This window comes from Streptosporangium sp. NPDC002721, from assembly GCF_042888905.1.
GTDB lineage: Bacteria > Actinomycetota > Actinomycetes > Streptosporangiales > Streptosporangiaceae > Streptosporangium.
On the sequence record NZ_JBIAQI010000045.1, the window covers coordinates 1 to 22798 of the forward strand.

Below are 22798 nucleotides of genomic sequence, written 5' to 3' on the forward strand. Positions count from 1 at the left end.
CCAACTTATTTTTTTTGTGCGGGGCCCCCACAACCCACCCGGGGCGGTGCTTGTTTTTTTTTGCGTGGGCCGCCCCCCCCCCCCCCCGGCGGGGGGCGGGGGGCGGGGGCCCCCCCACACACCCCCCCCCCCCCCCCCCACGCTCGTTGGACAGCTTTGGACAATAAGTGCGAAAAGCGGATGAGCCGGTCGGTGCTAAAGTCACGGTCTGGTGGAGCTGAGCCCTTCTGTCGGTCTTGCCGGGTAACAATTGATTGTGACGACTGGAACTCCTAGCCCGAACGAGAACGAAACCCGGCGGACGCTCGTCGAGCGTCAACTGAATCAGTCGGGATGGGACCGAGATCAGCTAGTCGACGAATACCTCATCACCCATGGAAGGATCCTCGCCGCCGGAGGCAAGCCGAGGCGAGGGACGCCGCTTCGTGCCGACTACGCGCTCGAATACCGTCCGGGCGTGCCCATCGCAGTCGTCGAGGTCAAGCGGACGTCCATCGATGCGGACGACGGCATCGAGCAGGCCAAGCGATACGCGAAGAAGCTGGAGCTGCCCTTCGCCTACGCGACGAACGGGACCAAGATCCAGGAGATCGATCTCGACAGAGGCACCATCACCGAGATCGACACCTATCCTTCGCCGGACGAGCTCTGGGGTCGCTACCGTCGTGCCAAGGGGCTTGACGAGAGACTTGCCACCGATCTCGTGCTCACCCCGTTCGATCAGACTCTGAAGAACTGGGACAACTCACCGAAGATCCCTCGCTACTACCAGCGGCTCGGGGTCAACAAAACGGTCGAGGCCATCGGAAAAGGTGAGGACCGCCTCCTCCTCGTCCTCGCCACGGGAACCGGTAAGACCTTGGTGGCCTACCAGATCGTGAAGAAGCTCTCGCAAGCGCAGTGGCCGAAGGGGCATCCGCCACGCGTGCTCTATCTCGCGGATCGCAACATCCTCATAGACCAGCCGAAGGACGAGTACTTCACTCCGGGGTTCGGCGAGGCCGTCCACAAACTGGCCGGCGGGGTGGTCAAATTGGGTCGTCACATCTACTTCGCCCTCTACCAGTCCCTTGACCAGCAGGGCGTGGAGAACGACGGGGACAGGAAGGCACTGTTCGAAAAGTTCGACAAGGATTTCTTTGACCTGGTCATCGTCGATGAATGCCACCGAGGGAGCGCGAAGGACAACTCGAACTGGCGGCAGATTCTGAAGCACTTCGAGTCGGCCGTACAGATCGGTCTCACCGCGACGCCGGTCAGCAAGCGTGACGCCGACACCTACGGGTACTTCGGCAAACCTGTCTACGAGTACTCCCTGAAGGATGGCATCGAGGACGGCTTCCTCGCCCCCTATCGGGTCCGCCGGGTGAACATCAACGTGGACGTCAACGGCTGGCAGCCGGAGCCGGGCCAGGTCGACAACTACGGCAATCTCATCCCCGAACGTGAGTACAACCAGCCCGATTTCGAGCGGGTGCTGGCGATCAAGGAACGCACCGAGGTAGCAGCCCAGTATCTGACGGACATGCTGCGCGACACCGACCGGCTGGGCAAGACCGTCGTCTTCTGCGTCGATTCCGAGCACGCCAGCCGGATGCGTATCGCGCTGCACAACCTGAACCAGGACCTGTCGCGACAGTACGGCGGTGACTACGTCGTACGGATCACGGCCAAGGACGGCGACCCCGGTCTCGCACACCTGGATGAGTTCAAGAAGGTTGACTCCGAAGCCCCAGTAATCGCCGTGACATCGAGACTCCTCTCGACCGGGGTGGACATGCCCATGGTCCGCAATGTCGTCATCTTCCGTCCGATCGGTTCGATGACGGAGTTCAAGCAGATCGTGGGGCGCGGGACGAGGCTGTTCGGTGACAAGGGCAAGTTCAGCTTCGACATCATCGACTTCGTCTACGCGACCAGGAAGTTCAACGACCCGGAGTTCGACGGCCCTCCTGTCAGCCGCTATGAGATCAAGCTGGACGACGAGGGACACCCGATCGAGAGCGCCGAGGATGATCTCACCGAGGAGCGGTCACACGTCGCCGAGCCCGCAGAAGCCTATGAGGAGCAGGAAGGGGGCTCCTTTGATCCCGCTGAGGAGATGAGTGACGACGAGCTGATCTCAGCGTTGACCACGCGGGGGCGCCGTTACTACGTGGACGGGCAGGAGGTGTTCATCTGGAACGACACCCTCTACGTCATGGACTCCGACAGCGGTCGTCCCGTAATGATCGAATACCGGAGGTTCGTCGGTGACCAGGTTCTCAAGCTGAACCTCAGCCCGATGGAGCTGCGCGGCCAGTGGGCGAGGGCCAGGTCGCGGTCGGACATCATCCGGGTGCTCAAGAACGATCTGGGGATCGACTTCAAACTCCTGGCCGAGCAGATGGGCGATCAGGACGCCGATCCACTCGACCTGCTCCTCTCGGCGGCCTGGGAGTTTCCCGCCATGACCCGCAGGGAGCGGGCCCGCCGGATGCGCCGGGAGCATCGCGAGTTCCTCGAATCCTTCTCGGCGGATGCCAGGGAGATCCTGGAGCTCGTGCTGGACAAATATGTCGAGCACGGCCCGATCGAGCTGAGGGCGAAGGTGCTGACCCTGCCGCCGCTCAGGGATCTGGGCAGTCCCGCTGAGCTGGCTGCCCGTTTCGGTGGAGGTCAGAAGCTCCACGAGGTCCTGGACCGGCTGGGGCAGTACGTCTACGACGTCGCGTGACAGCGGTTGGGCTTTGGTTCCGGTGTGTCTCACCTGCCGAACCAAAGCTCAACCGTCACAGCCGTCTACTACGATGAACCCTCGTTCGTGATCGGCTTCAACGCTGCTCACGTCGCGGCCTGCAAGCCGATGGAATCTTCTGATTCCCTACCTCGGCTGCCCACTGACAATACGGAAGGCTTCTCTTGATGGCAGCGGCCGGCAAGACCGCCGACAAGACCTCTCGCGCCCGGTTGAGCGCGGTCATCAAGTCCGCGCGCGACACGATGCGCAAGGACGCGGGTCTCAACGGTGACCTCGATCGGTTGCCGCAGCTGTCCTGGTTGCTGTTCCTACGGGCCTTCGACGCCCTGGAAGACAGCAGGGAGCTTCTTGAGGAGGACTACCGCCCTGCGATCGACAAGCCCTACCGCTGGAGGGACTGGGCAGGAGACCCTGATCTTTATGGCGACGCGCTCCGCGACTTCGTCAACGGTGAGCTGCTGCCCTACCTCAAGGGAAACCTCGAAGGCGCGACCCCTCGTGATGCCGTCCTCGTCGACCTGTTCAAAGACATTCATAACCGGATGCTCTCCGGATATCTCCTTGGCGACCTCGTCCGCCAGCTCAACGAGATCAACTTCGCCTCCAGCGACGATATTCATACGATGGCGTACCTGTACGAGTCGATTCTCCGTGAGGTGCGCGACGCGGCAGGAGACTCGGGAGAGTTCTATACTCCAAGGCCGGTGATCCGGTTTGCGGTCAAGCAGTCGTTCCTGTCACTGGGAGAGAGCATCCTCGACCCGGCCTGCGGGACGGGAGGCTTCCTGGTCGAGAGCCTGGAGGAGCTGGTCGACAGGGCCGACAGCACCGAGGCGAGGCAGCAGCTTCAGAGAGATCTGCGCGGCATCGAAAAGAAGCCGCTTCCGTATCTGTTGTGCATGATGAACCTCATCTTGCACGGGATCGACTCTCCGACCATCGTGCGCAACAACGCTCTAGTACAGATGACCAGCGAGTACGGGCCGGGAAGCAAGGTCGACGTGGTTCTCACCAACCCACCTTTTGGAGGGGAGGAGGAGGCCTCGATCCTAGAGCGCTTCCCCAAGGGAGTACAGACAAGAGAGACAGCCTGGCTGTTCCTCGTGGCGATCCTCGACAAACTCAAGCCCGGAGGCCGGTGCGCGATCGTCCTGCCTAATGGTGTGCTTTTCGGAGAGGGCGCGGGCACCCGTATCAAGGAACGACTTCTCCGTGAGTGTGATCTTCATACGATCGTACGGCTACCGCAGGGTGTCTTCGCGCCCTATACGCAAATCCCGGCAAACATCCTCTTCTTCGAGAAGACCGGTCCGACGAAGGAGACCTGGTTTTACGAGATCGTTCCGCCAGACGGACGCAAGGGTTATAGCAAAACCAAACCCATGCGAGACGATGAATTCGAAGAGTGTGTCAAATGGTGGGGTGACAGAGAGCGCGAAGGGCGCGAGGAGAACGAGCGTGCATGGCGGGTTCCGGTCGCCGACATCACGGCGAATGGGTTCAACCTTGATCTAACCAATCCCGCCAATGGGGACGATCTCATTCACCGGCCTCCATACGAGCTAATCTCCGACTTGGTCGCTATTGAACGGGAGATCTTGGGCCTATTGGAGAAGCTCGCCGTCAACTTGGAGGGATTGAAGTGAAGGTGAGTTATGTAGCGTTGGGCTCAGTTTTAGGTCTTGAAAGGATTCCTTTGGAGGTGGATCTCGATACAGAATACGTACAGATCGGGATCCGCTCTTTCGGGAAGGGTATTTTTCATCGCGTTCCCACTAAGGGGGAAAATCTAAGTAAGCTTCGCTATTTTGAGTTAAAGCCTAATCGTCTAGTCGTTAGTAACATCATGGCATGGGAGGGTGCTATAGCAATATCTGGAGATGCCGAGAAAGGCTGCATCGGGTCCAGTCGATTCTTGACTTATGCACCTATTGGTGAAATTGATCTACCTTACATAAATTACTTTTTTCAAAGTGAAATGGGGCGATCTTTGATCCAAGGCACATCGACTGGAACGGTCTTGCGAAATCAGACACTGTCTATCAAGGATTTTGAGTCGATAAAAGTTCCACTGCCGGACCTCGAAGAACAGCGTCGTATCTCTACTCACTTGTCGTCATCTTTCGCAAAGCTCGACCAAGTGCTCGTTCTTCGCGCTGACCTATATCAACTGGCGGCGGCAATTAAGGAATCACTTATTGTCGATTCGTTGCGTGGGCCAACATCTGAATACTTGGTAGACGATGTAATCAAGCTTAAGCGCCGTCCGGTCGAGGTCGTAGAGTCAAAAATGTATAGAGAGATTGGCATCCGATCCTTTGGTAAAGGCGTATTTCATAAGCCGTCGACCACAGGCATTGAGCTAAACGGAAAGAGGGTTTTTTGGATTGAGCCGGACGATCTAATCTTCAGTAACATTTTTGCCTGGGAGGGTGCGGTGGGTGTAGCTTCAAAAGAAGAAGAAGGGATGATTGGTTCCCACCGCTTTATGACCTACCGGGTAGAGTCCGAAGATGCGGACTTGCGCTATCTGTTCTCATATTTTACAAGTAGCGTTGGACTTGAGATGATCAGAAGATCGTCACCTGGATCCGCCGGACGAAACAAGACTTTGGGTATCAAGTCATTTGCTCAACAGAAAATGGCGCTTCCCAGGCTTTCGGTTCAAAAGAAAACGGCGCAACTCATTGACGGAATGCAAGAGGTTATTGTACGCTCCCTTGAAGTTGATAAACGCGTAACTGCACTAAAGGCGTCTTTGCTAAATAAGGCATTTGGCGATTTTTTGTAAGCTTGCAATTTAATCAATATTGCCCTACTCCTCTTTCCTTTGCAGGAAAAAAGCTTCAAGGAGGCGGTGCCTTTTTGGGGGTTTGAGAAATTAGTCGAACGCACCTCCCCTTATTTCGTTGATGAAAGCCTTCCATTCGACGGAAGTGAAGACCAGTATTGGGCCAAAAGGGTTTTTGCTGTCGCGAATACCTTTACGGCCGCCGGACACTTCAGCTACTTCAACGCAGTTTCCTCCGTCAGGCCCTGATAGCGTGGACTTGCGCCATGTAGCGGCCTTGAGTTCCTGGGTCAGTTCGTCCATCGCTGCAGCGTCTCCTTGATCAGTTCTAGGGACTCGCGCTGGGGCAGTGCTTCGGACCGAATCCCCTCGTATCTATATGCTAGGACGCTGACGTCTTCTGGTCGTTCCGTTACTCGACTCATGACTCCGGCGGACTCCACGTATGCGGTGTCGAAGGTGCCTCGTGTTTGCGCAATGGCGAATCCGCCAGCAAGACCGGTAGTGGAGTATGCCTTGAGAGGGAGGACCTGGATGGTGGTCCGGGGAGTCTGACCGGCTTCGAGAAGGTGGGTGAGTTGTGCTGCCATCACGGCATGACTGCCGATTGGACGATGAAGGACCGCCTCATCGATGACGACCCAGTACAGGGGTGGCTTGGGGCGGCTGAGAATGGACTGTCGCTCCATTCGAGTCCTCACCTGCTCCTCGACCTGCTCGGATGTCACGCCGACATCGCCGCGGAGGATGGCCCTGGCATAGTCCTCCGTTTGGAGCAGGCCGGGCACGATCAGCGGCTCCCATGTCCGCAACGCCTCAGCTGTGGCTTCGACGTCGAGCCACGGCCGGAACCACGGTGGAGCCGACGCGTGGCTGACCATCGGCCAGAGTCGCATCAGGGCGCCGTCAGCCTCCAGGGCCTCGTCGCAGTAGCGGGCGAACTCCTCCGACGGTGATCGCTTGGCCGTCTCGATCATGCTGATCGTCCCTACCGAGTAGGGCACCGTCTTCGACAGCTTGATCTGGGACCATTCTCGGGCTTTGCGGAGCCGCCGCAACTCGAAGCCGAAGAGGGCTGTCGGTGAGTCGGTGGGAGAGAGATCACTTTCCTTCGGCATTCGGCCTCCCCGGAGAGTCAACGTTTCAACAGACCTTTCATTGAAACCGTTGATAGCCAATCGAAGTCGCTTGACTACCGACTGTATCGGGAGTTTGGGATCGTCGGAAGGTCGGTCGAGGACGAATGCTTCAGGTGGGTGAAATCATGGAAACGGCGAGTCCGGAGCCGAAAGTCATCGGCAGTATCGATCTTCCCAGTGTTCGTGAATCCGTCTCACGAGCCCGCTCTGAAGTGCGCAAATGGCTTGGTGTCAACCATCCTGCGATCGACGACGTCCTGCTGGCGGTCTCCGAGCTGGTAACGAACTCGATCAAGCATTCCGACTCCAAGGTCGGGGATTTCATCGGTCTCACCGTCGCTGCGACAGATGAAATCATCTACGTAGAGGTGAATGATCCGGGATCAATGTTTTCGGGACCTCACGTCCGAAAAGAGATGGATGCCGAAGACGGCCGAGGGCTGTTGATCGTCCGCGAGATCTCCCTGGAATGGGGAACGCGCGAGCACGGCCACGGCTTGGGGCGTACGGTCTGGTGCGCTGTTCGCGCCACACCGCTCCCCGAGAATCCGCCCATTCCCAAATCGGTCTCCGGATAGGAGACGACACCAGACATCCGGCTGGAGCCTTCCCCCGTACTCCGGCCGGATCGGCCCCCGATGAGCCATCCGGCTCATCGGGGGTTCTCCTTGTCAGAGGTGTGGTTCCGCAGGAGTTGTTCACTCCTATGCGTTCGGGGCAACTCAGCCGTTGAGGAAGTCGATCGCGCGTTCGTCCAGTTCCTGGGCGCAGCGTAACCCCCTGGCACGAAACGGCGTCAGGCTGCGGCGCATGGCTGTCACGGCTTTGCGCGTGCGGACGGAGTGCACTCCATCCATGGCGTCCATCGCCCGCCTCCAGGTCGCGCACGCCTGCTCGACACCGCCCTGGGCCGCCTGCATCTCGGCTTGAGCGACCAGGTCGAGGGCGACTATCCGCGCGTACGTTCCGGGGGATCGGCTCGCCGCCGCCATGGCGTACTGCTCGGCGGCTCCGCGCCGGTCACCGAGAGTCTCGAAGACCTTGGCGGTGCGCGAATGGACGGTCGCGATGGCCGGCCCCCATGCCAAAGCCCAGAACGGCATCTCGTCACCCTGCTCGGCGGCCAGGCAGACACGCGCACGTTCCACTTCCTGGATGGCCGAGCGGCGTTTACCGGTTTTCGCTAGGGCATGTGCGTGCGTGACCGCGAACAGCGCCTCGGTCTGCGCGTCCACCTTTCCGTGGACCCGTGAAAGACCGCTCTCGGCGAGAGCCAGGCAGTGTTCGGGCCGGTGTAGCTTCATTCCCTGCTGAGCCATGGTCCGCATGACGAACGCGTCGTGCCCGAGGACTCCGGAATCGGTGGCCAAGGCGTAGGACTGCAGGTAGTAGCGCTGAGCGAGGCCCTGCTCTCCGGCGTCGTACGCCTTCCAGCCCGCCAGGTGCACACCGGACGCGGCGGCGGAGACCATGTTCTGGCGCGCCTCTTCGGTACGGAAGCGACCTTTGCAGAGGGCCGCCACATCGCTCATGAGGTACTGGACCAGCGCGGAGCGGCCGTGTTGACCGCCGTGGCGCTCGTCCATCTCGGTGAACATCCTCACCATGTCCCTGACCGCTGCCACCTCCGCGTTCCCGGCGATGCCTCCCGCACGGGCCGTTGCCGCACGGGCCGCCATGTCGCGGACGTGTTCCAGAGGCAGGACAGCGGCGGCCACGGAGTACGCGGAGGCTGACAAGAAGCGTCGTCGGTCCAAATCCGCTCTCCACATCCAGGCCAGGACGCCCAACGGGTCGGGACCGATGGACAGTCCAATGCTGTCGTCTTCCTCGCGGCTTGCAGGGGAATGCAAACCGAGGTCATCCAAAGTTACGACACGTCCCAAACGGCGTGACAGCGCTTCAGCCAGATATTGTCCGGTCTGGCCTGAAGGTAGGGTTCCGGCGATCCAATGATCGACGGCCGATTTGTTGGTCCGTAAAGACTCGCCGTTCTCCGAGGCCACCTTCCTCACCGCGTGTGCGAGCGCCGCGTACGTCCATCCGGACTCCGCGACGACGTCTTTCAGCCGGCTGTTCGGTGCGCGCTGCGTCATGGCCAACCCCGTATACCTCGTATACCGATCCGCCTCCCCATAACCGTACTCGTCCGGGGTGATCGCGGGTTCACTTACTGTCATGCCCCTCGATCGCCAACTCGGGTTCGCGAGCCGCCGACCGCATGGGCGAATCCCCGTAACCCACTGACCATCCCGCTCAGGACGACCATGCCTGACCGGGAAAGGAGGCCCACGTGCGACTTCCTGCTTCGACCGCCGGCTTCACCGGTGTCATCGACGCCCGGCTCACTCCGGGGTACTACTTCACTCTCGATGACATAGGCAGCCCGTACATCACCGACTTGCTGAACAAGTGCCCGTCGGTGTTCGACATCAAGCCGGTGATGACGGGTGAGCTGGACCGCTTGGACCAGACGCAACCGGTGTCCTTCCGACCGGGGATCGTGGAGCCGGGGGCTCTGCTCACCGGCCGGGTGGTGGTTCAGTACGGAGGCCGCATCGAGGCCGGAGCCACCGTCAGCGGGCCTGTTCTGGTCTGCGAAGGCGCGGTCATTTCCGCCGGGGCGCTGGTACGCGACCACAGCGTGATCGGACCCGGTTGTCGCATCGGCTTCGGGGCGGAGATCACCCGGAGTCTGCTGACCGGTGGCATTCTCATGAAGCATCCCTCGTTCATCGGTGACTCGGTGATCGGCCAACGCGTCAACCTGGGCGCGTTCTGCTCCACCACCGGCCTGCGCTGTGACCGGGGGCCGGTCGTCGAACCGGCAATCGAAGAGATCACGGTGAATCTCGACGGGCGGCGTGTCGGCACCGGGCAGACGAAGTTCGGAGCCGTGATCGGTGATCAGGTCGCGCTGCCCGCGGGTACGGTCCTGGCGCCTGGGACCCTCATCGGCTCCGGCACGGTGGTGTATCCCCGTAGTCACATCGGTGGTTTCCTGCCGTCCGGCAGCAGAGTCAGGTGAGGCTCTCATGACCACGTCACCTCTTCTCGTTTCACCCGCCACGGCCGCTGTTCGCATCGTCGGCGGACGACCGCTGTCGGGCCGGATCACCGTGCAGGGCAGCAAGAACATCGCTCTGCACCTGTATGCGGCAACTCTGCTGGCTGACGAGCCGGTCATACTGCGCCGGACCCCGAACATCACCGATACGCAGGTGTGCGCCCGTATCCTCCGGCGCATCGGTGCCGAGGTGGAGGAAGGGGACGAACGGCTCGCTGTCACTCCGGCCGGAATCGTGGACCCGATCGTCGACGTGGAGCTCGGCCGCCGGGTGCGGACCTCCGCTGTCCTGGGCGCCGCTGTGCTGGCGCGTGCCGGGCACACGACGTTTCCACTGCCCGGTGGAGACGCTTTCTGTCCCCGCCACATCGATCGGCATTTGAACGCGATGAACGCGGCCGGGGCCCAGGTAAGCGTCGGGGACGGTTGCGTTCGAGCGTGGTTCGGCGCTGGTGGTCCGCGTCCGTTCCGTACGGACGTCGGCACTCCGTACGGGCCGAGTCTGGGGGCGACAGTAAGCGCTCTGCTGCTGGCGGCCCGCACGCCGGGCACCAGCCTCATCGTCCGTCCGAGCATCGAGCCCGAAGTCCTGGACACCGCTCAGTTTCTCGCCTCCGGCGGCGTTGGTGTCGCCTGGGATCATGAAGGTCTGCACGTCGCGGGAACGGACCGGATCGGCGGTGGTGTGTTCACCGTCGCAGGGGACCGTATCGAGGCCGCGACCATGGTCATGGCCACCGTCGCGACCGGCGGCAACGTGCATCTGGAAGGCATCAGCCCGGCTGAGTTCCCGGACGGACTGGTGTCCGTCCTGGCGGACGCGGGCATCGTCCTGCACGAGACACCAAGCGGCACGCGTGCGCTGCCGATCCGCGAGTTGATCGGAGTGCGGGCGGCGACAGGCCCGCATCCCGGCTTGCCCACCGATACTCAGCCGCAACTCACCGCTCTGCTCACCCAGGCTCGTGGCGTTTCCCGGATCGAGGAACGCGTCTACCCTCGCCGTGACACACACGTACCGGAACTTCGCCGTTTCGGCGCCGTTCTTTCCTCGGGGGACCACGGGATCAGCGTGCACGGTCCTACCCGTCTGCACGGTGCGGACGCCCAGGCCGAGGACATCCGTGCCGTCACCGCTCTGGTGATCGCGGCTCTCATCGCACCGGAACCCTCTACGATCCGCGGCATGTACCACCTCCGGCGCGGCTACGGCCGGCTACTGGACAACCTCGTCACGCTGGGGGCCGATATATCCATCGATCAGGAGACCTGATGCGCGCTTCTCGGCCGTTCGCGGCAGAAGATACCCAACGGCTGGGTGAGGCCCTGCACGAGCTGGTGCACAGCGGCGGTTCACCGGGGGGTGTCATCATCTGTGGTTCGACGAGCGGAGACAGGCATGTCCTCACTGCGGGAGTTGTCGCCCCCGAGTGCGGTGAAAGTCCACCGGACGAGCACACCATGTATGACGTCGCCTCATTGACGAAGGTGGTCGCCACCTGGCCGCTGGTCGGTCGTGCCGTGACCGAGGGCCTGATGGGCCTCGACGCGCCCATTCGTACCTACCTGCCATTCATCGACGGGGATGCTCCAAGCGGTGACGTCACCGTCCGGCAGTTGCTCGCGCATTCATCCGGACTGCGTGCCGAGACTCGTCTCGACCGTTACCGCAACATGCCCACCGGACTGGCCGAACTCATGTGCCGAGAACCACTCGAACAGGCGCCTGGCACCCACCGGTACATCAACCGGGGCTACATCCTTCTTGGGCTGGCGCTCGCCCACGTCCACGCCCTGCCTCTACAACAGCTGGCTGAAGACCTATGGGCGGAAACGGGCATGAGGCACACCACCTATGGGCCTGTCGCCCGTGCCCGACATGTAGCTCCCACCGAGCAGCGTCTGACGGGAGCTCCCCGAATCTGGGGTGCACCTCATGACGACAACGCCGCCCTGCTGGGTGGCGTCGCCGGACATGCCGGGGTGTTCTCCACTCCTTCGGATCTGGCCGTCTACGCGAATCATCTGCTCGCCGGGCTCGATACGGTCACCGGTACATGGCTGGAGGCGAGCCTCGTGCCGCAGGCGGACATCGAGCCCGGCCTTCAGCGTGGCCTGTCCTGGATTCTCGCCGACGGTCACCAGACCGCTTACCACCATGGTTTCACCGGTACCAGCCTCTATCTCGCCCCGCATGTCGGCCGTTACGTGGTCGTGTGCACAAACGCCGTCTACCACGGACCCGCTCGCGACCGCATCGCCCCGCTCCGTGCGCTTGCCAAAAAGACGATTGCCGCCACCTTCTGACCCACAAGGAGGATCACCGATGGGTGAGCATCTGGCCGACCACACCACCCTCAGGCTCGGAGGGCCAGCCGACTGGTTGCTCACCCATACCGATCCCATGGCGTGGCCGGACATCAGTCACGCGGTGGCTCGGCAGCACGGCATACCTATGGTGCTCGGTCACGGCAGCAACATCCTGGCTGCTGACGCGGGTTACCCCGGTCCTGTGATCCGGATGGCCACGCAGGGCATCACCGCCCGGTCGGCACCGGAAAACAAGGTCGACCTCACGGTCCAGGCGGGTCATTCTCTTGCCGAGCTCATCGACTTCACCGTGGCCGAAGGGCTTTCCGGGCTCGAATATCTCGCGGGTATCCCTGGCACGATTGGCGCGGCTCCGATCCAGAACACCGGTGCCTACGGCCGACAGATCAGCGACACTCTGGTGAGCCTCACCGTGCACGACTGGCTCACGCGCGAGGTCGTTCACCTGCTTCCAAGACAGTGCGGGTTCGGTTACCGCACCAGCTCGTTCAAGGTCTACCCCGCACGCTGGACCATTCTCGAAGTGACCCTTCGCCTGCGCCGCAGCGATCGCGCGTCACCGGTCACCTATCAGCATCTCGCCGACGCGCTGGGTGTGCCGCTGGGAACGACGCCGCTCCTGGCTACGGCGACCGAAGCCGTTATGGTCAACCGTCGCGAACGCGGCTTGACCCTTCCATCGAGCGGTCCGGATGCCCGCCAGGTCGGTTCCGTGTTCCTCAATCCACCCCTCACTCCGCGCCAGGCCGAGGCATTGCGTGCAGTGGGTGGTGCACTACACCAAACCGCCGACGGCGTCGTACGTGGTAGCGCAGGGTGGCTTCTGCAACACGTCGGCTACAGCCCAGGACAGGTTCTCGCCCCCGGTGTGTATTGCTCGGACCTCCGCGCTCTCACTCTCGTCGCGAGAGAGGGCGTCACCGCTACGACATTCGCCGCCACCCTCCAAAAGCTCGCCGCTCACGTTCGTGCGGTGACCAAGATCCGCCTCTGTCCGGAACCGGCGATGCTGGGCGTGATAGAAGGCGATACGTCACTTGCCGCAGTGCCGTAAAGATATTCAGTCGGGCTCATAGTCCTGAGATGCTCAAGGAGTGGAATTCAGCCCGGCGAGTTCCAGGGCCCGGTTGTGCAAAGTTTCTGACCGAATCCGTAGAAACTCTTCGTAGTCGTTACGCCTTGCGGCTTCAAAGGCCTCTTTGGTCACCAAACAACTGGCCAGATAGCTGAGAATCTTTTCTTCGCCGCTCTCGTCGACGAAGTCCCGAAGATAGCCGCCGGGCGGTTGGTTGGAGATGAAGATATTGGTGGCCGAGCTCAGCATGACAATGTTGGCCGGGACGTTCGCGCCGTCATAGTCGACGCCCTGATGTCGCTTCAAATAATCCTTGGGGAAAAAGTGGTGCCACTCCTTGTCGTTGGCCCAGGACAGCGCTTTGCCGGTGTCCAGTTTCACACCCGTGCGAATGTCGAGAGGGGTCGCGTCGGCGAGCATGAGAGCGACCATCTTTGAGACGGCGTTCTCAACACGGAACTTGCTCTGACGCCAGATATAGCTTCGAGGCACGGAGAAGGGCACATCGATTTCGCTGCTCTTGCCCGAGGCGAAGTCGGTGACAGCTGTATGGTCCGCCACCATCTGGGCCAGATTCCAATTCTGGAACCTGCTGCCGAGGGTGGTACGCCAGAACCAGCGCCGGATCGCCTCGTACTGTGCGGAAGTTGGCCGGTCTATCCGGGCGAAGACATCAACCAGGATGGCGAACTGTGTTTCGTAGGGGAGGGTCTTGGACGAGGGGGTCCTGATCTCCGTTACTAGAAAATCGACCGCGCGACTGGCGGCCTCCCGAGTCTTCTTGATTACTTCTTTGAGCTCGGGCTTGGGTAGCTTTCGAATTTGCTCGATGTCTCCACGTGAGTAGCCGAACCCGGCGGTCACGGCTATAGCGCGAAGCATCACCTTCGGGTCGAGCTCTCCGTAGCGCTTTCGATGCAGGACGTCTTTGATCTCGTCGATCGAGTCAAGCAAGTCGAAGTCGGGTGTCCAGGTGGCAGCTCTCATGAACTCCACAAGTGTTAGATCTGTGCCCGTGGTGTTGATGCGCTCGAATACAAGGCCGATCTCTTCGATCGACATGTCCCGTAGCGTCACGGTCGCGATCTGATAGTTCAAGAAACGGTTGTAGAGCAGTCTTGCGCGCTCCTTCCACTCATCGTTGGTGAGTCGCTCCAGCCGTACGACGAATTCCGCTCCGTCGAGAAGGAAACGCAGTGGTAGTTGAGTCGGTGGTGGCTCTTCGAGGTCGTCTCGGTGGCGGAAGGCAGCTTCCGTGAGGTCGTAGACGATATTCCACGGGCTTTTGGGGTCTCCGTCGGGCTCCCAGTTGAGCGCGCCGCAGATCGTGGACAGCCGCTGCTGGCCGTCGAGGAGATAACTGACGTGGTGACCACGAGGCAGCGAACCGACTTCCAGGTCTGCGATCGCTCTCTCGCTGGCCAGTTCTTGATTGCTCTCCCACAGCAGGACGCTGCCGATCGGATAGTTCTTCGCCACGGAGTCAAGCAGGTTCAGAACCTGCTGACGCGTCCAGACGAAAGCTCGCTGGAACTTGGGGAGCACGATGCGGCCCGCGAGGACGTCATCGGCGACGGTGACAAGCCTTGGCGTCGAAGGCTCAGGGTCACGAGGGAGCTGCCTGCGAGTCGATGAACGCTGCACTGGTTCTCCGGAAAGAGGGGGCTGGGGAGATGACTGTGCCAAAGGAGAAGAAGTGTGTCTAGGAGTCGGCGATCGCCTCACCCGGATCAGGTTCTCCCCTCCATCCAGGCGCGTCAGGCCTTGGGCGTCAGGCCGCGTTGGATGGCCTCCTCGCGGAGGCGTTTCAGCGGCAGCGCGGTGCCGTCGCGGTCGACGCGCCAGACGTCCCACCCGGCGCAGGCTTTCGTCCCGGCGACCGCGGCTCCGGCGGCCGACAGGGAGTGGTAGGCCTGGCCTGTCGCCACCACCCTGATCGTCCCGCCCTCCTCGACGGTGGCGAAGTGCATCTCGCCCCTGACCGTACGGAAGATCTTGGCGTTCGGCGCTATCAGGCCGAATCTGATCAGGTCGACGATCTCGATGCCGTAGTGCCGGCGGGACCCGGCCTGCTCGGGGACACGCTCCGGATAAGAGATCGCCGGCAGGCGGTAGCCGAGCCTGACCGGGTTCCAGATCTCCTCGCACAGAAGCCGGTAGAGGTTCTGCCGCTGCTCGATCTCCCGTACGCCGAACGTGGGGCACGGCAGGAACGCCCTGTCCAGGCCCGAGTCCCTGAGATAGTGGGTGAACGGGGTGTTGCGCAGGCGGCTCTTGGGGTGCAGGGAGGCCGCGAGCCGGTTCTCCGCGTAGTAGTGCTCGATCTTCCGCTCGTAGGGGTCGTCGCGGAAGCTCGCGTTGACGGACTTGGGCAGGAGCAGCAGGGCGCCGAGGCGGTTGCGCCGGATGTAGAACTCCGCGGTGGTCTTGACCTCGGCCCGGTGCCGCTCGAAGCGGTTGGCCCAGACGTGCTCGATCTCGTACTCGCGCTTCCCCCGCAGGAACGCGTACTCGTGGTTTCCCCCCTCGCACTCGCGCTGGACGTGGGCGGTCATCCGGGAGAGCAGGTAGCGCACCAGGCGGCGGTTGTTGGCCCGGAGCCCGAAGGAGGCCAGCTCGCGGAAGTCGTGTTCGAGCAGGGAGGTCTCCCGGCCGAGGACCGTGGCCACGTCGTCGGTGGTCCGGCACATCCGCAGGAGGGGGATGAGCCGGTGGACGATCTCGTCGAGGTCGCGGCGCTGCACGGGGAGGTTGTTGACGGACCTGCGCACGTAGACGAGGTCGAGGAACGAGGCGACCATCGAGCACTTGCGGGTGAACACCTCGTCGGAGTCGTCGGGCGAGACGACGGAGAGCAACAGCGTGAACTGGTTGTCGATGCCGTTGTGGCCGTTGAAGTAGACCCCGGCCAGGGCCGGGGTGAACTCCCGGCAGGCGCGCAGCAGCTCGCAGTAGCGCTTGGACACGTTCGTGAGCCGCTGCACGAACGCCTGCGCCTCGGCCACCCGGCCGAGGCCGAGCTGGACGTCGTTGCGCAGGATCCACTCGTGGACCGCCCGCCCGATCTCGGCGGCGTCCGCGGACCCCTCGCCGAGGTCCGCGTACTGCGCGAGGAGGAACGAGCGGACGTACGCGCTGGGCGTGTTGGCCTCGGGGGAGTCGGTCTCGGAGGTGGTGAGGCGGGCCAGCATGTCGGCCCAGGCCCCGCCCAGGTCCTCGCGCGCCTTCACGTCGACCCGCCGGAAGAGGTGGCCCTTCAGCAGGTCCACGTGGCTCAGCCGGAGCCCCCGGTCGTTCATCGACACGAAGATCTCGCGGCCGTTCTCCTGGTCCAGGGCCCGGATGCCGACCAGGCAGACGCGGTCGAGCAGCCAGTGGACGAAGGGCACCAGGGCCTCGCCGCGCAGCACCTCGGGGAATTCCCCGTCGATCTCCCTGCTCCGGTCGTGCAGGTTGCGCACCGAGACGTGGGCGTTCTCGGGCAGCGTGAACCCCTTGAGACCGTTCCAGTCGGTGACCAGTGAGTTGAGCAGCTGCGCGCGGGACAGCTCCTCGGAGCTGCCGACCTTGAAGCTCCGCTTGCCGTGCCGCGCCGTGTAGGTGAGCCGCTCCAGCTCGTCGGCGTCGATCCACCTCTCCTGGTCGAGCAGCAGCTGCCGGAGGTAGATCAGCACGAGGTGGAGCGTGGTGACGCGCTGCTGGCCGTCGACGAGGAAGGTGCGGCCCCTGTGCTCGTGGTAGACGTAGGGGCCCAGGAAGTACGGGGCGTAGCGGCCGACCTCCTCGCGGTCGTGCAGGGGGTTCCACTGGCCGAGGAAGCGCTGGCCGAGGTCGTCGATGAGCGTGCCGACCTCGTGGCGGGTCCAGGTGTACTCCCGCTGGTAGTAGTCCAGCGCGAAGGAATTCCGCTCGAACAGCGCGCGGACCGTCACACCTTCGCCGTGAATAGGACTTTCCACCATGAAGTCTGAGGTGCCTTTCGTTCATCGAGGAAACGGCTCATTTCACTGCCTTTCACCTCGTTTATCACTTCAGACCGGCGAATGTTACTCATCGCGGCCAAGTCGTGACGTATCAGATGGGCAGCCCCAGGGTGCGGGCCTGGCAGCGCATGGCGTGGTCGAAGGCCGCCGCGCGGTCGAGGATCACGTTGTCGAACTGGCCGAACAGCTCGAAGCCGACCCAGCCGAACAGGCCGGTCCAGGCGATCAGGCCGCGGACGACCGCGTCGTCGGGGACGCCGGGCATCAGCTCGCGCACGCGCGCGGCGTCCTCGGGGAAGGACGGCGGGACGGGCGGCTGGGGGCCGGGCGGGTTCAGCGCCCCGGCGCGGTGGGCGTCGGAGACGATCCGGCCGTAGACGACGGTGTCGCGGAGCGCGGCGGGGACGGTGTCCTGCGGTGCCCGGTAGCCGGGGACGGGTGAGCCGTACAGCAGGGCGTACTCGTGCGGGTGGGCCAGCGCCCAGTCCCGTACGGCGTGGCAGACCGCGAGCCACCTGCCCCCGTGGTCCTCGGGCGGCACGGCCGCGTCGGCGTTCTCCACGGCCTCGCCGACGGCGTTGTAGCCGTCGATGATCAGGGCCGTGAGCAGGTCGTCCCTGGAGGGGAAGTAGCGGTAGATCGCCGAGGAGGCCATGCCCATCTCGCGGGCGACCGCGCGCAGGGACAGGCCGCTCGCGCCGTCGACGGCGAGCTGCCGCCGGGCGACGTCGGTGATCTCGCGGGTCAGCTCGGCTCTGACCCTCTCGCGTGCGGTGAGGCTCGAACTCATGCTCCGACCTTACCAGAGCACCGACAAAAAACGAGAGCACTGCTCTTGACGATCGATGCTCTCTAGCGAGAGCATTGCTCTCAGAACGGAACAGGTAACCGACACGAGGGAATGAGAAACCATGGCCAAGCACGTCATCGCGGGAGCCGGTCAGGTCGGCTCCCAGGTCGCCAGGCTGCTGGCCGGGCAGGGACGCGAGGTCGTCCTCGTCAGCCGCTCGGGCTCGGGGCCGGACCTGCCGGGCATCCGCAGGGTCGCCGCCGACGTGAGCGACCGCGAGAGGCTGACCGCCCTCACCGGGGGCGCCGCCGTCCTCTACAACTGCGTCAACCCGCGCTACCACGAGTGGGCGCGCGACTGGCCGCCGCTCGCCGCGTCACTGCTGGAAACCGCCGAGACCACCGGCGCGGGGTACGTCATCCTCGGCAACCTCTACGTCTACGCGGCGCCCGACAAGCCGATGCGGGAGGACGACCCGCTCGACCCGCCCAGCGCCAAGGGCGCGATCCGGGTCAAGGTGTGGCAGGACGCCCTGGCCGCGCACGAGGCGGGCCGGGTCAGGGTGACCGAGGTGCGCGGATCCGACTACTTCGGCCCCGGCTGCCTCGACCAGTCGCACCTGGGGGAGAGGTTCGTCCCCAGGCTCCTGGCCGGCAGGACCGTCCGCTTCGCCGGCGACCCCGCCCAGCCGCACAGCTGGACCTACGTGCCCGACGTCGCGCGGACCCTGGTCGCGGCGGGCGAGGGCGACCGCGCCTGGGGCCGCGCGTGGCACGTCCCGACGACCGGGCCGATGACGGTACGCGAGGTCGCCGCCCGCCTGTGCGCGCTCGCCGGGGTCCCCGACCCCGGGGTCAAGGCCATGCCCCACGTGATGCTGCGCGCCGCCGCGCTCTTCTCGCCGATGCTCGGGGAACTGGAGGAGCTGCGCTACCAGTTCGTCCGCCCCTTCGTCCTCGACTCCGAGGAGTCCCAGGCCGTCCTCGGCGTCGCGCCGACCCCGATGGACGAGGCGCTGGCCGCGACGCTCGCGTGGTGGCGCGACCGCCTGGCCGCGGCGGCTTAGGTGAGAGGCTCCGTGCCGTACGCGCCGGGCCGGGACCGTACGCCAGGGCGAGCTCGGGATCGGGGCCCGCATGCCCGGACAGTGCGTCGGGGTGAGGCTCGGGGGCACGCCGTACGCTTCGGGTATGAAGATCGCTGTCATCGGCCTCGGGGACATCGCGGAGAAGGCGTACCTGCCCGTTCTCGGCGCGACTCCCGGCCTCGACCTGCACCTGTGCACCCGCGACCGCGCCACGCTCGACCGCCTCGGCGACGCCTACCGGGTCGAGCGCCGCTTCTCCTCGGTGGACGAGCTGCTCGGCGCGGGGGTCGAGGCGGCCTTCGTGCACGTCGCGACGGCCGCGCACGCGGAGGTCGTCGAGCCGCTGCTGCGGGCGGGCGTCCACGTCTACCTGGACAAGCCGATCGCCTACACCCTCGCCGAGTGCGAGCGCCTGGTGGGGCTGGCGCGCGAGAGCGAGCGGTCGCTGCTCGTCGGCTTCAACCGCCGCAGGGCGCCGTCCTACGCGGCGCTGCGCGACCTCCCCCGCGACCTGGTGGTGATGCAGAAGAACCGCACCCGCCTCGCCGCCGACCCGCGGACCGTCGTCTACGACGACTTCGTCCACGTCGTGGACACCCTCAGGTTCCTGGTGCCCGGCGAGGTCGAGCACACCGGCATCCGGGCCAGGGTGAGGGACGGGCTGCTGGAGCACGTGACGCTGGAGCTGTCCGGGGACGGCTTCACGGCCTTCGGAATCATGAACAGGGTGAGCGGTTCGGCCGAGGAGACCGTGGAGGTGATGGGAGGCGACTCCAAGCGCCGCGTGGTCAACCTGGCCGACGTGATCGACCACACCGGCACCGAGACCCTCACCAGGCGGGGCGACTGGACCCCGGTCTCCCGGCAGCGGGGCATCGAACAGGTCTGCCTGGAGTTCCTTGACGCGGTCCGCTCCGGCACCGTCCTCGACGCCGCCGACGCCCTCGCCACCCACGCGATCTGCGAGGACATCGTCACCGCCGTGGCCTGACCGCCCACCTCGCACGCCCTGCCGGGTTCCCGGCCGGGGCGACCCCGGTCAGCGTTCGGTCAGGTATCTCCGGCCGAGGGCGCGCAGGCGGTCGTGGGCCGAGTCGTAGACGGCCGGGCGGCCGAGGGCGTGTTTGGGGAGCTTGGCGACCATCGTGTAGTTGGTGTCGCAGACGTTGCCGACCGGTGCCTCGCCGATCTGGCTGACCAGCTGGTAGGCGTCCAGCTGGTCCAGGCCGGTGAGCTCGGCGGCCCAGGTGACCAGGTCGTGCTGGCTGATCCGGTACGCGTCCTCCAGCGGGCGGGCCGAGCCGGTGGACATCAGGTGGCCGTCGTCCTCCAGACGGGGCCACGGGGTGCTCACCCCCTTGATCAGTTCCACGGCGACGACGGTGTTCATCGCCGCCTCGACGGCGGTGCCGCACACCTCGCCGTGCCCCTGCCTGGCGTGCCCGTCGCCGATCGCGAAGAGCCCGCCCTCGACGTTGACGCCGAGGTAGACGGTGACCCCGGCGCGCAGCTCGGGGGTGTCCATGTTGCCGCCGTGGGCGTCGGGGGTGATCGTCATGCGGGCCTCGGACGCGGCGGGCGCGACGCCGACCGTGCCGTGCATCGGGTCCAGCGGCAGCTCGACCGTGAAGTCGCTCCTGCGCGCGTGGTAGCGGACCACGCCCGCGGCCGCGTCGATGTCGTAGCGCCACACCAGCTCCTCCAGGGCGGGGGTGAGCATGGCGGTGGTGTGGGTGCCGGTCAGCGCGCCGAAGTGCGGGAACGTGGCCGACACGGCCCAGTCCCTGGCGGGTTCGATGGAGACGAAGTGCAGCGCGAGCGTGTCGCCCGGCTCGGCCCCCTCCACGTGGAAGGGGCCGGTGACGGGATTGAGGTAGGGGAACTCGCAGACGCGCGAGGGCAGGTCGTCGACCGAGGTCACCAGGCCGCCGAAGCAGTCCTCGGTGTACGTCTCGACGATCGAGCCCGGGGCGACCCTGGCCACCGCGGGCCGCCCGCCGAAGGTGTAGCTGAGGTCCTCGGGCGCGGGGCGGTAGGAGAGGACGTTCATCGCGAGCCTCCGGCGGGGAGCCGCGGGGAGGCGAGCTCCGGGAAGGGGAAGGAGGGGGTACGGAAGGAGCCGGGCCCCTCCCCGACCTCCAGGAAGATGTCGAACACGGTTCTGTCCTCGCATGCTGTCGGGCCGATGGGACGGGGGGCGGTTCTCAGCGGTTCGCCGGTCGCGCAGGGCGCCGCTTCTCAGTGGTTCGCCGGTCACGCCGCCGGGTGCCGCTTGTTACGGCTTCTCAGGGCTTGCCGGTCGCGCCGCCGGGCGCCGCGGTCGTGCCGGGTGCCTCCGGGGTGTCGACGAGCCCGGCCAGGGTGGGTCGGCGGCCCGTGGCGTAGGAGACGCCGAGCACCACCAGGCCGATGCCGAACCAGACGATGCCGAGCGTCTGGGCCGCGATGCTGGCGTTGATCACGACGTAGAGCAGGATCGCGAAACCGATCACCGGGGCGACCAGGTGCCGCCACAGGTCGCGGCTGCCCCGGCGCACGACGTAGTGGACGACCACCGACACGTGCAGCGCGAGGAAGGCCGTCATCGCGCCGAAGTTGACCAGCCCGCTGATCAGCGTGATGCCGTCCTCGCGGGTGGTCAGGTAGAGCCCGACGACCAGGGAGACCGCGGCCACCACGAGGGTGGCGTTGACGGGCACCCGGTGTCTGGGGTCGATCCTGGCCAGGAAGGAGGGGAGCTGGCGGTCGCGGGCCATCGCGAACAGCAGGCGGGAGGTGGCGGCCTGGGCGACCAGGGAGTTGGCGAAGCCCCAGGCGATGGCGGTGGCGACCGCGGTCAGCACGCTGAGCCAGTGGCCCCCGGCGAACGCGGCCATGTCGTAGAAGGCGGTGCCCGCCGGGTCGCCCTCGGTCAGCAGGCGGGCCCGGTCGGGGGTGAGCAGCGCGGCCACCCAGGTCTGCGCGATGAACAGCACCCCGGCCAGGCCCAGCGCCGCGACCATGGACTTGCCGAGCCGCCGGGAGTCCTCCCGGCTCTCCTCGGCCATCATCGAGATGCCGTCGAAGCCGAGGAAGGACAGCACCGCGATCGAGACCGCCCCGAAGACGAGCGACCAGGAGAAGGTCGAGGAGTCGAACAGCGGGCTGAGCGCGCCCGCCTGGGCCCTGCCCTGGGCCAGGGCGACCACCCCGACGACCATGAAGATCGCCAGCACGACGAGCTCGCCGACCAGCATGATCTTCGTGATGCGCGCGGTCATCTGGATGCCCGTGTAGTTCACGACCGTGTTGAGCACCACGAACACGATCAGCCAGCCCCAGACGGGGATGGCGGGCACGAAGGAGGCCATCGCCGCGCTCGCGATGAGATAGAGCAGCGCGGGCACCAGCACGTAGTCGAGCAGGATCACCCACCCGGCCAGGAAGCCGACGGGCGCGGCGATGCCCCGGCCCGCGTAGGTGTAGACCGACCCGGCCATCGGGAACGCGCGGGCCATCTGCGCGTACGAGAGCGCGGTGAAGGCCATCGCGACCATGCCGATGGCGTACGCGAGGGCGACCATGCCGCCCGAGGCCTGGAAGACACCGCCGAAGATGCCGAACGGCGCGATCGGGACCATGAAGATCAGGCCGTAGACGAGCAGGTCGGTGAAGCTCAACGACCTGCGGAGTTCCTGGCGGTAACCGAATTGCTCCAGTGAGGGCTCGGTTGTCATGTACGGCTCCTTGAAGTGGGCGCAGCCGTACATTAGAACTTTTCTTTGCAAAGGAAAAGTTTTCGATCGGAAGTTTTTG

At 64.5% G+C, this 22798-nt stretch carries 18 protein-coding genes; 10 read left to right on the plus strand and 8 right to left on the minus strand.

The window, feature by feature from the left end; genetic code table 11:
- Positions 1–256 precede the first annotated feature (256 nt).
- The 3 genes from hsdR to ACFYWM_RS41035 all read left to right on the plus strand — a co-directional run bounded on the left by hsdR (position 257) and on the right by ACFYWM_RS41035 (position 5531).
- A complete protein-coding gene (hsdR, locus tag ACFYWM_RS41025; protein ID WP_389926091.1) occupies positions 257–2716 on the plus strand; it encodes an EcoAI/FtnUII family type I restriction enzme subunit R in 2460 nt (819 codons plus the stop codon).
- Positions 2717–2904: 188 nt separating this feature from the next.
- Complete coding sequence (locus ACFYWM_RS41030; protein ID WP_389926094.1) at positions 2905–4386, plus strand: N-6 DNA methylase; 1482 nt, start codon at positions 2905–2907, stop codon at positions 4384–4386.
- A gap of 2 nt (positions 4387–4388) precedes the next feature.
- Positions 4389–5531 (plus strand): restriction endonuclease subunit S, encoded by a 1143-nt coding sequence (locus tag ACFYWM_RS41035; protein WP_389926097.1) that lies wholly within the window; start codon positions 4389–4391, stop codon positions 5529–5531.
- Between the two features lie 90 nt (positions 5532–5621).
- Here ACFYWM_RS41035 and ACFYWM_RS41040 read toward each other — a convergent pair whose 3' ends face one another.
- Complete coding sequence (locus tag ACFYWM_RS41040; protein ID WP_389926099.1) at positions 5622–5834, minus strand: DUF397 domain-containing protein; 213 nt, start codon at positions 5832–5834, stop codon at positions 5622–5624.
- Complete coding sequence (locus ACFYWM_RS41045) at positions 5822–6649, minus strand: helix-turn-helix domain-containing protein (protein WP_389926102.1); 828 nt, start codon at positions 6647–6649, stop codon at positions 5822–5824. Before ACFYWM_RS41045 ends, ACFYWM_RS41040 begins: the two co-directional genes overlap by 13 nt.
- A 134-nt stretch (positions 6650–6783) precedes the next feature.
- Between ACFYWM_RS41045 and ACFYWM_RS41050 the strand changes: the two genes are divergently transcribed.
- The gene (locus ACFYWM_RS41050; RefSeq protein WP_389926104.1) at positions 6784–7248 is read left to right on the plus strand and encodes an ATP-binding protein; all 465 of its coding nucleotides are present in this window, start codon (positions 6784–6786) and stop codon (positions 7246–7248) included.
- Positions 7249–7392: 144 nt separating this feature from the next.
- Here the strand turns inward: ACFYWM_RS41050 and ACFYWM_RS41055 are convergent, their stop codons facing one another.
- Positions 7393–8766, minus strand: a complete 1374-nt coding sequence (locus ACFYWM_RS41055) for a hypothetical protein (protein WP_389926107.1) — start codon at positions 8764–8766, stop codon at positions 7393–7395.
- Between the two features lie 197 nt (positions 8767–8963).
- Between ACFYWM_RS41055 and ACFYWM_RS41060 the strand changes: the two genes are divergently transcribed.
- From ACFYWM_RS41060 to ACFYWM_RS41075, 4 genes are read left to right on the plus strand one after another with little or no spacing between them, the layout of a single operon-like run.
- A complete protein-coding gene (locus tag ACFYWM_RS41060) occupies positions 8964–9698 on the plus strand; it encodes a hypothetical protein (RefSeq protein ID WP_389926109.1) in 735 nt (244 codons plus the stop codon).
- A 7-nt stretch (positions 9699–9705) separates the two neighbouring features.
- Positions 9706–11010, plus strand: a complete 1305-nt coding sequence (locus ACFYWM_RS41065; protein ID WP_389926112.1) for a UDP-N-acetylglucosamine 1-carboxyvinyltransferase — start codon at positions 9706–9708, stop codon at positions 11008–11010.
- Entirely contained in the window at positions 11010–12044 is a 1035-nt protein-coding gene (locus ACFYWM_RS41070) for a serine hydrolase domain-containing protein (RefSeq protein WP_389926115.1), read from the plus strand. Before ACFYWM_RS41065 ends, ACFYWM_RS41070 begins: the two co-directional genes overlap by 1 nt.
- A gap of 19 nt (positions 12045–12063) precedes the next feature.
- Positions 12064–13122: a UDP-N-acetylmuramate dehydrogenase gene (locus tag ACFYWM_RS41075; protein WP_389926118.1), complete on the plus strand. Its 1059-nt coding sequence runs from the start codon at positions 12064–12066 to the stop codon at positions 13120–13122.
- 33 nt (positions 13123–13155) lie between these two features.
- Here ACFYWM_RS41075 and ACFYWM_RS41080 read toward each other — a convergent pair whose 3' ends face one another.
- The 3 genes from ACFYWM_RS41080 to ACFYWM_RS41090 form a co-directional block, all read right to left on the minus strand.
- On the minus strand, positions 13156–14787 hold the full coding sequence (locus ACFYWM_RS41080; protein WP_389926120.1) for a DUF262 domain-containing protein: 1632 nt from the start codon (positions 14785–14787) through the stop codon (positions 13156–13158).
- Positions 14788–14900: 113 nt separating this feature from the next.
- The gene (locus tag ACFYWM_RS41085; protein ID WP_389926123.1) at positions 14901–17075 is read right to left on the minus strand and encodes a DUF262 domain-containing protein; all 2175 of its coding nucleotides are present in this window, start codon (positions 17073–17075) and stop codon (positions 14901–14903) included.
- A 142-nt stretch (positions 17076–17217) separates the two neighbouring features.
- Complete coding sequence (locus ACFYWM_RS41090; protein WP_389926126.1) at positions 17218–17916, minus strand: TetR/AcrR family transcriptional regulator; 699 nt, start codon at positions 17914–17916, stop codon at positions 17218–17220.
- Positions 17917–18037: 121 nt separating this feature from the next.
- On the opposite strand from ACFYWM_RS41090, the gene ACFYWM_RS41095 reads away from it, so the two are divergent.
- Together ACFYWM_RS41095 and ACFYWM_RS41100 are read left to right on the plus strand one after the other, a co-directional pair.
- On the plus strand, positions 18038–18982 hold the full coding sequence (locus ACFYWM_RS41095; protein ID WP_389926129.1) for an NAD-dependent epimerase/dehydratase family protein: 945 nt from the start codon (positions 18038–18040) through the stop codon (positions 18980–18982).
- Between the two features lie 124 nt (positions 18983–19106).
- Positions 19107–19994 (plus strand): Gfo/Idh/MocA family protein, encoded by an 888-nt coding sequence (locus ACFYWM_RS41100; RefSeq protein WP_389926132.1) that lies wholly within the window; start codon positions 19107–19109, stop codon positions 19992–19994.
- Between the two features lie 48 nt (positions 19995–20042).
- Here ACFYWM_RS41100 and ACFYWM_RS41105 read toward each other — a convergent pair whose 3' ends face one another.
- Complete coding sequence (locus tag ACFYWM_RS41105; protein ID WP_389926135.1) at positions 20043–21053, minus strand: acetamidase/formamidase family protein; 1011 nt, start codon at positions 21051–21053, stop codon at positions 20043–20045.
- A 235-nt stretch (positions 21054–21288) separates the two neighbouring features.
- Entirely contained in the window at positions 21289–22719 is a 1431-nt protein-coding gene (locus tag ACFYWM_RS41110; protein ID WP_389926138.1) for an APC family permease, read from the minus strand.
- Positions 22720–22798: the final 79 nt, after the last annotated feature.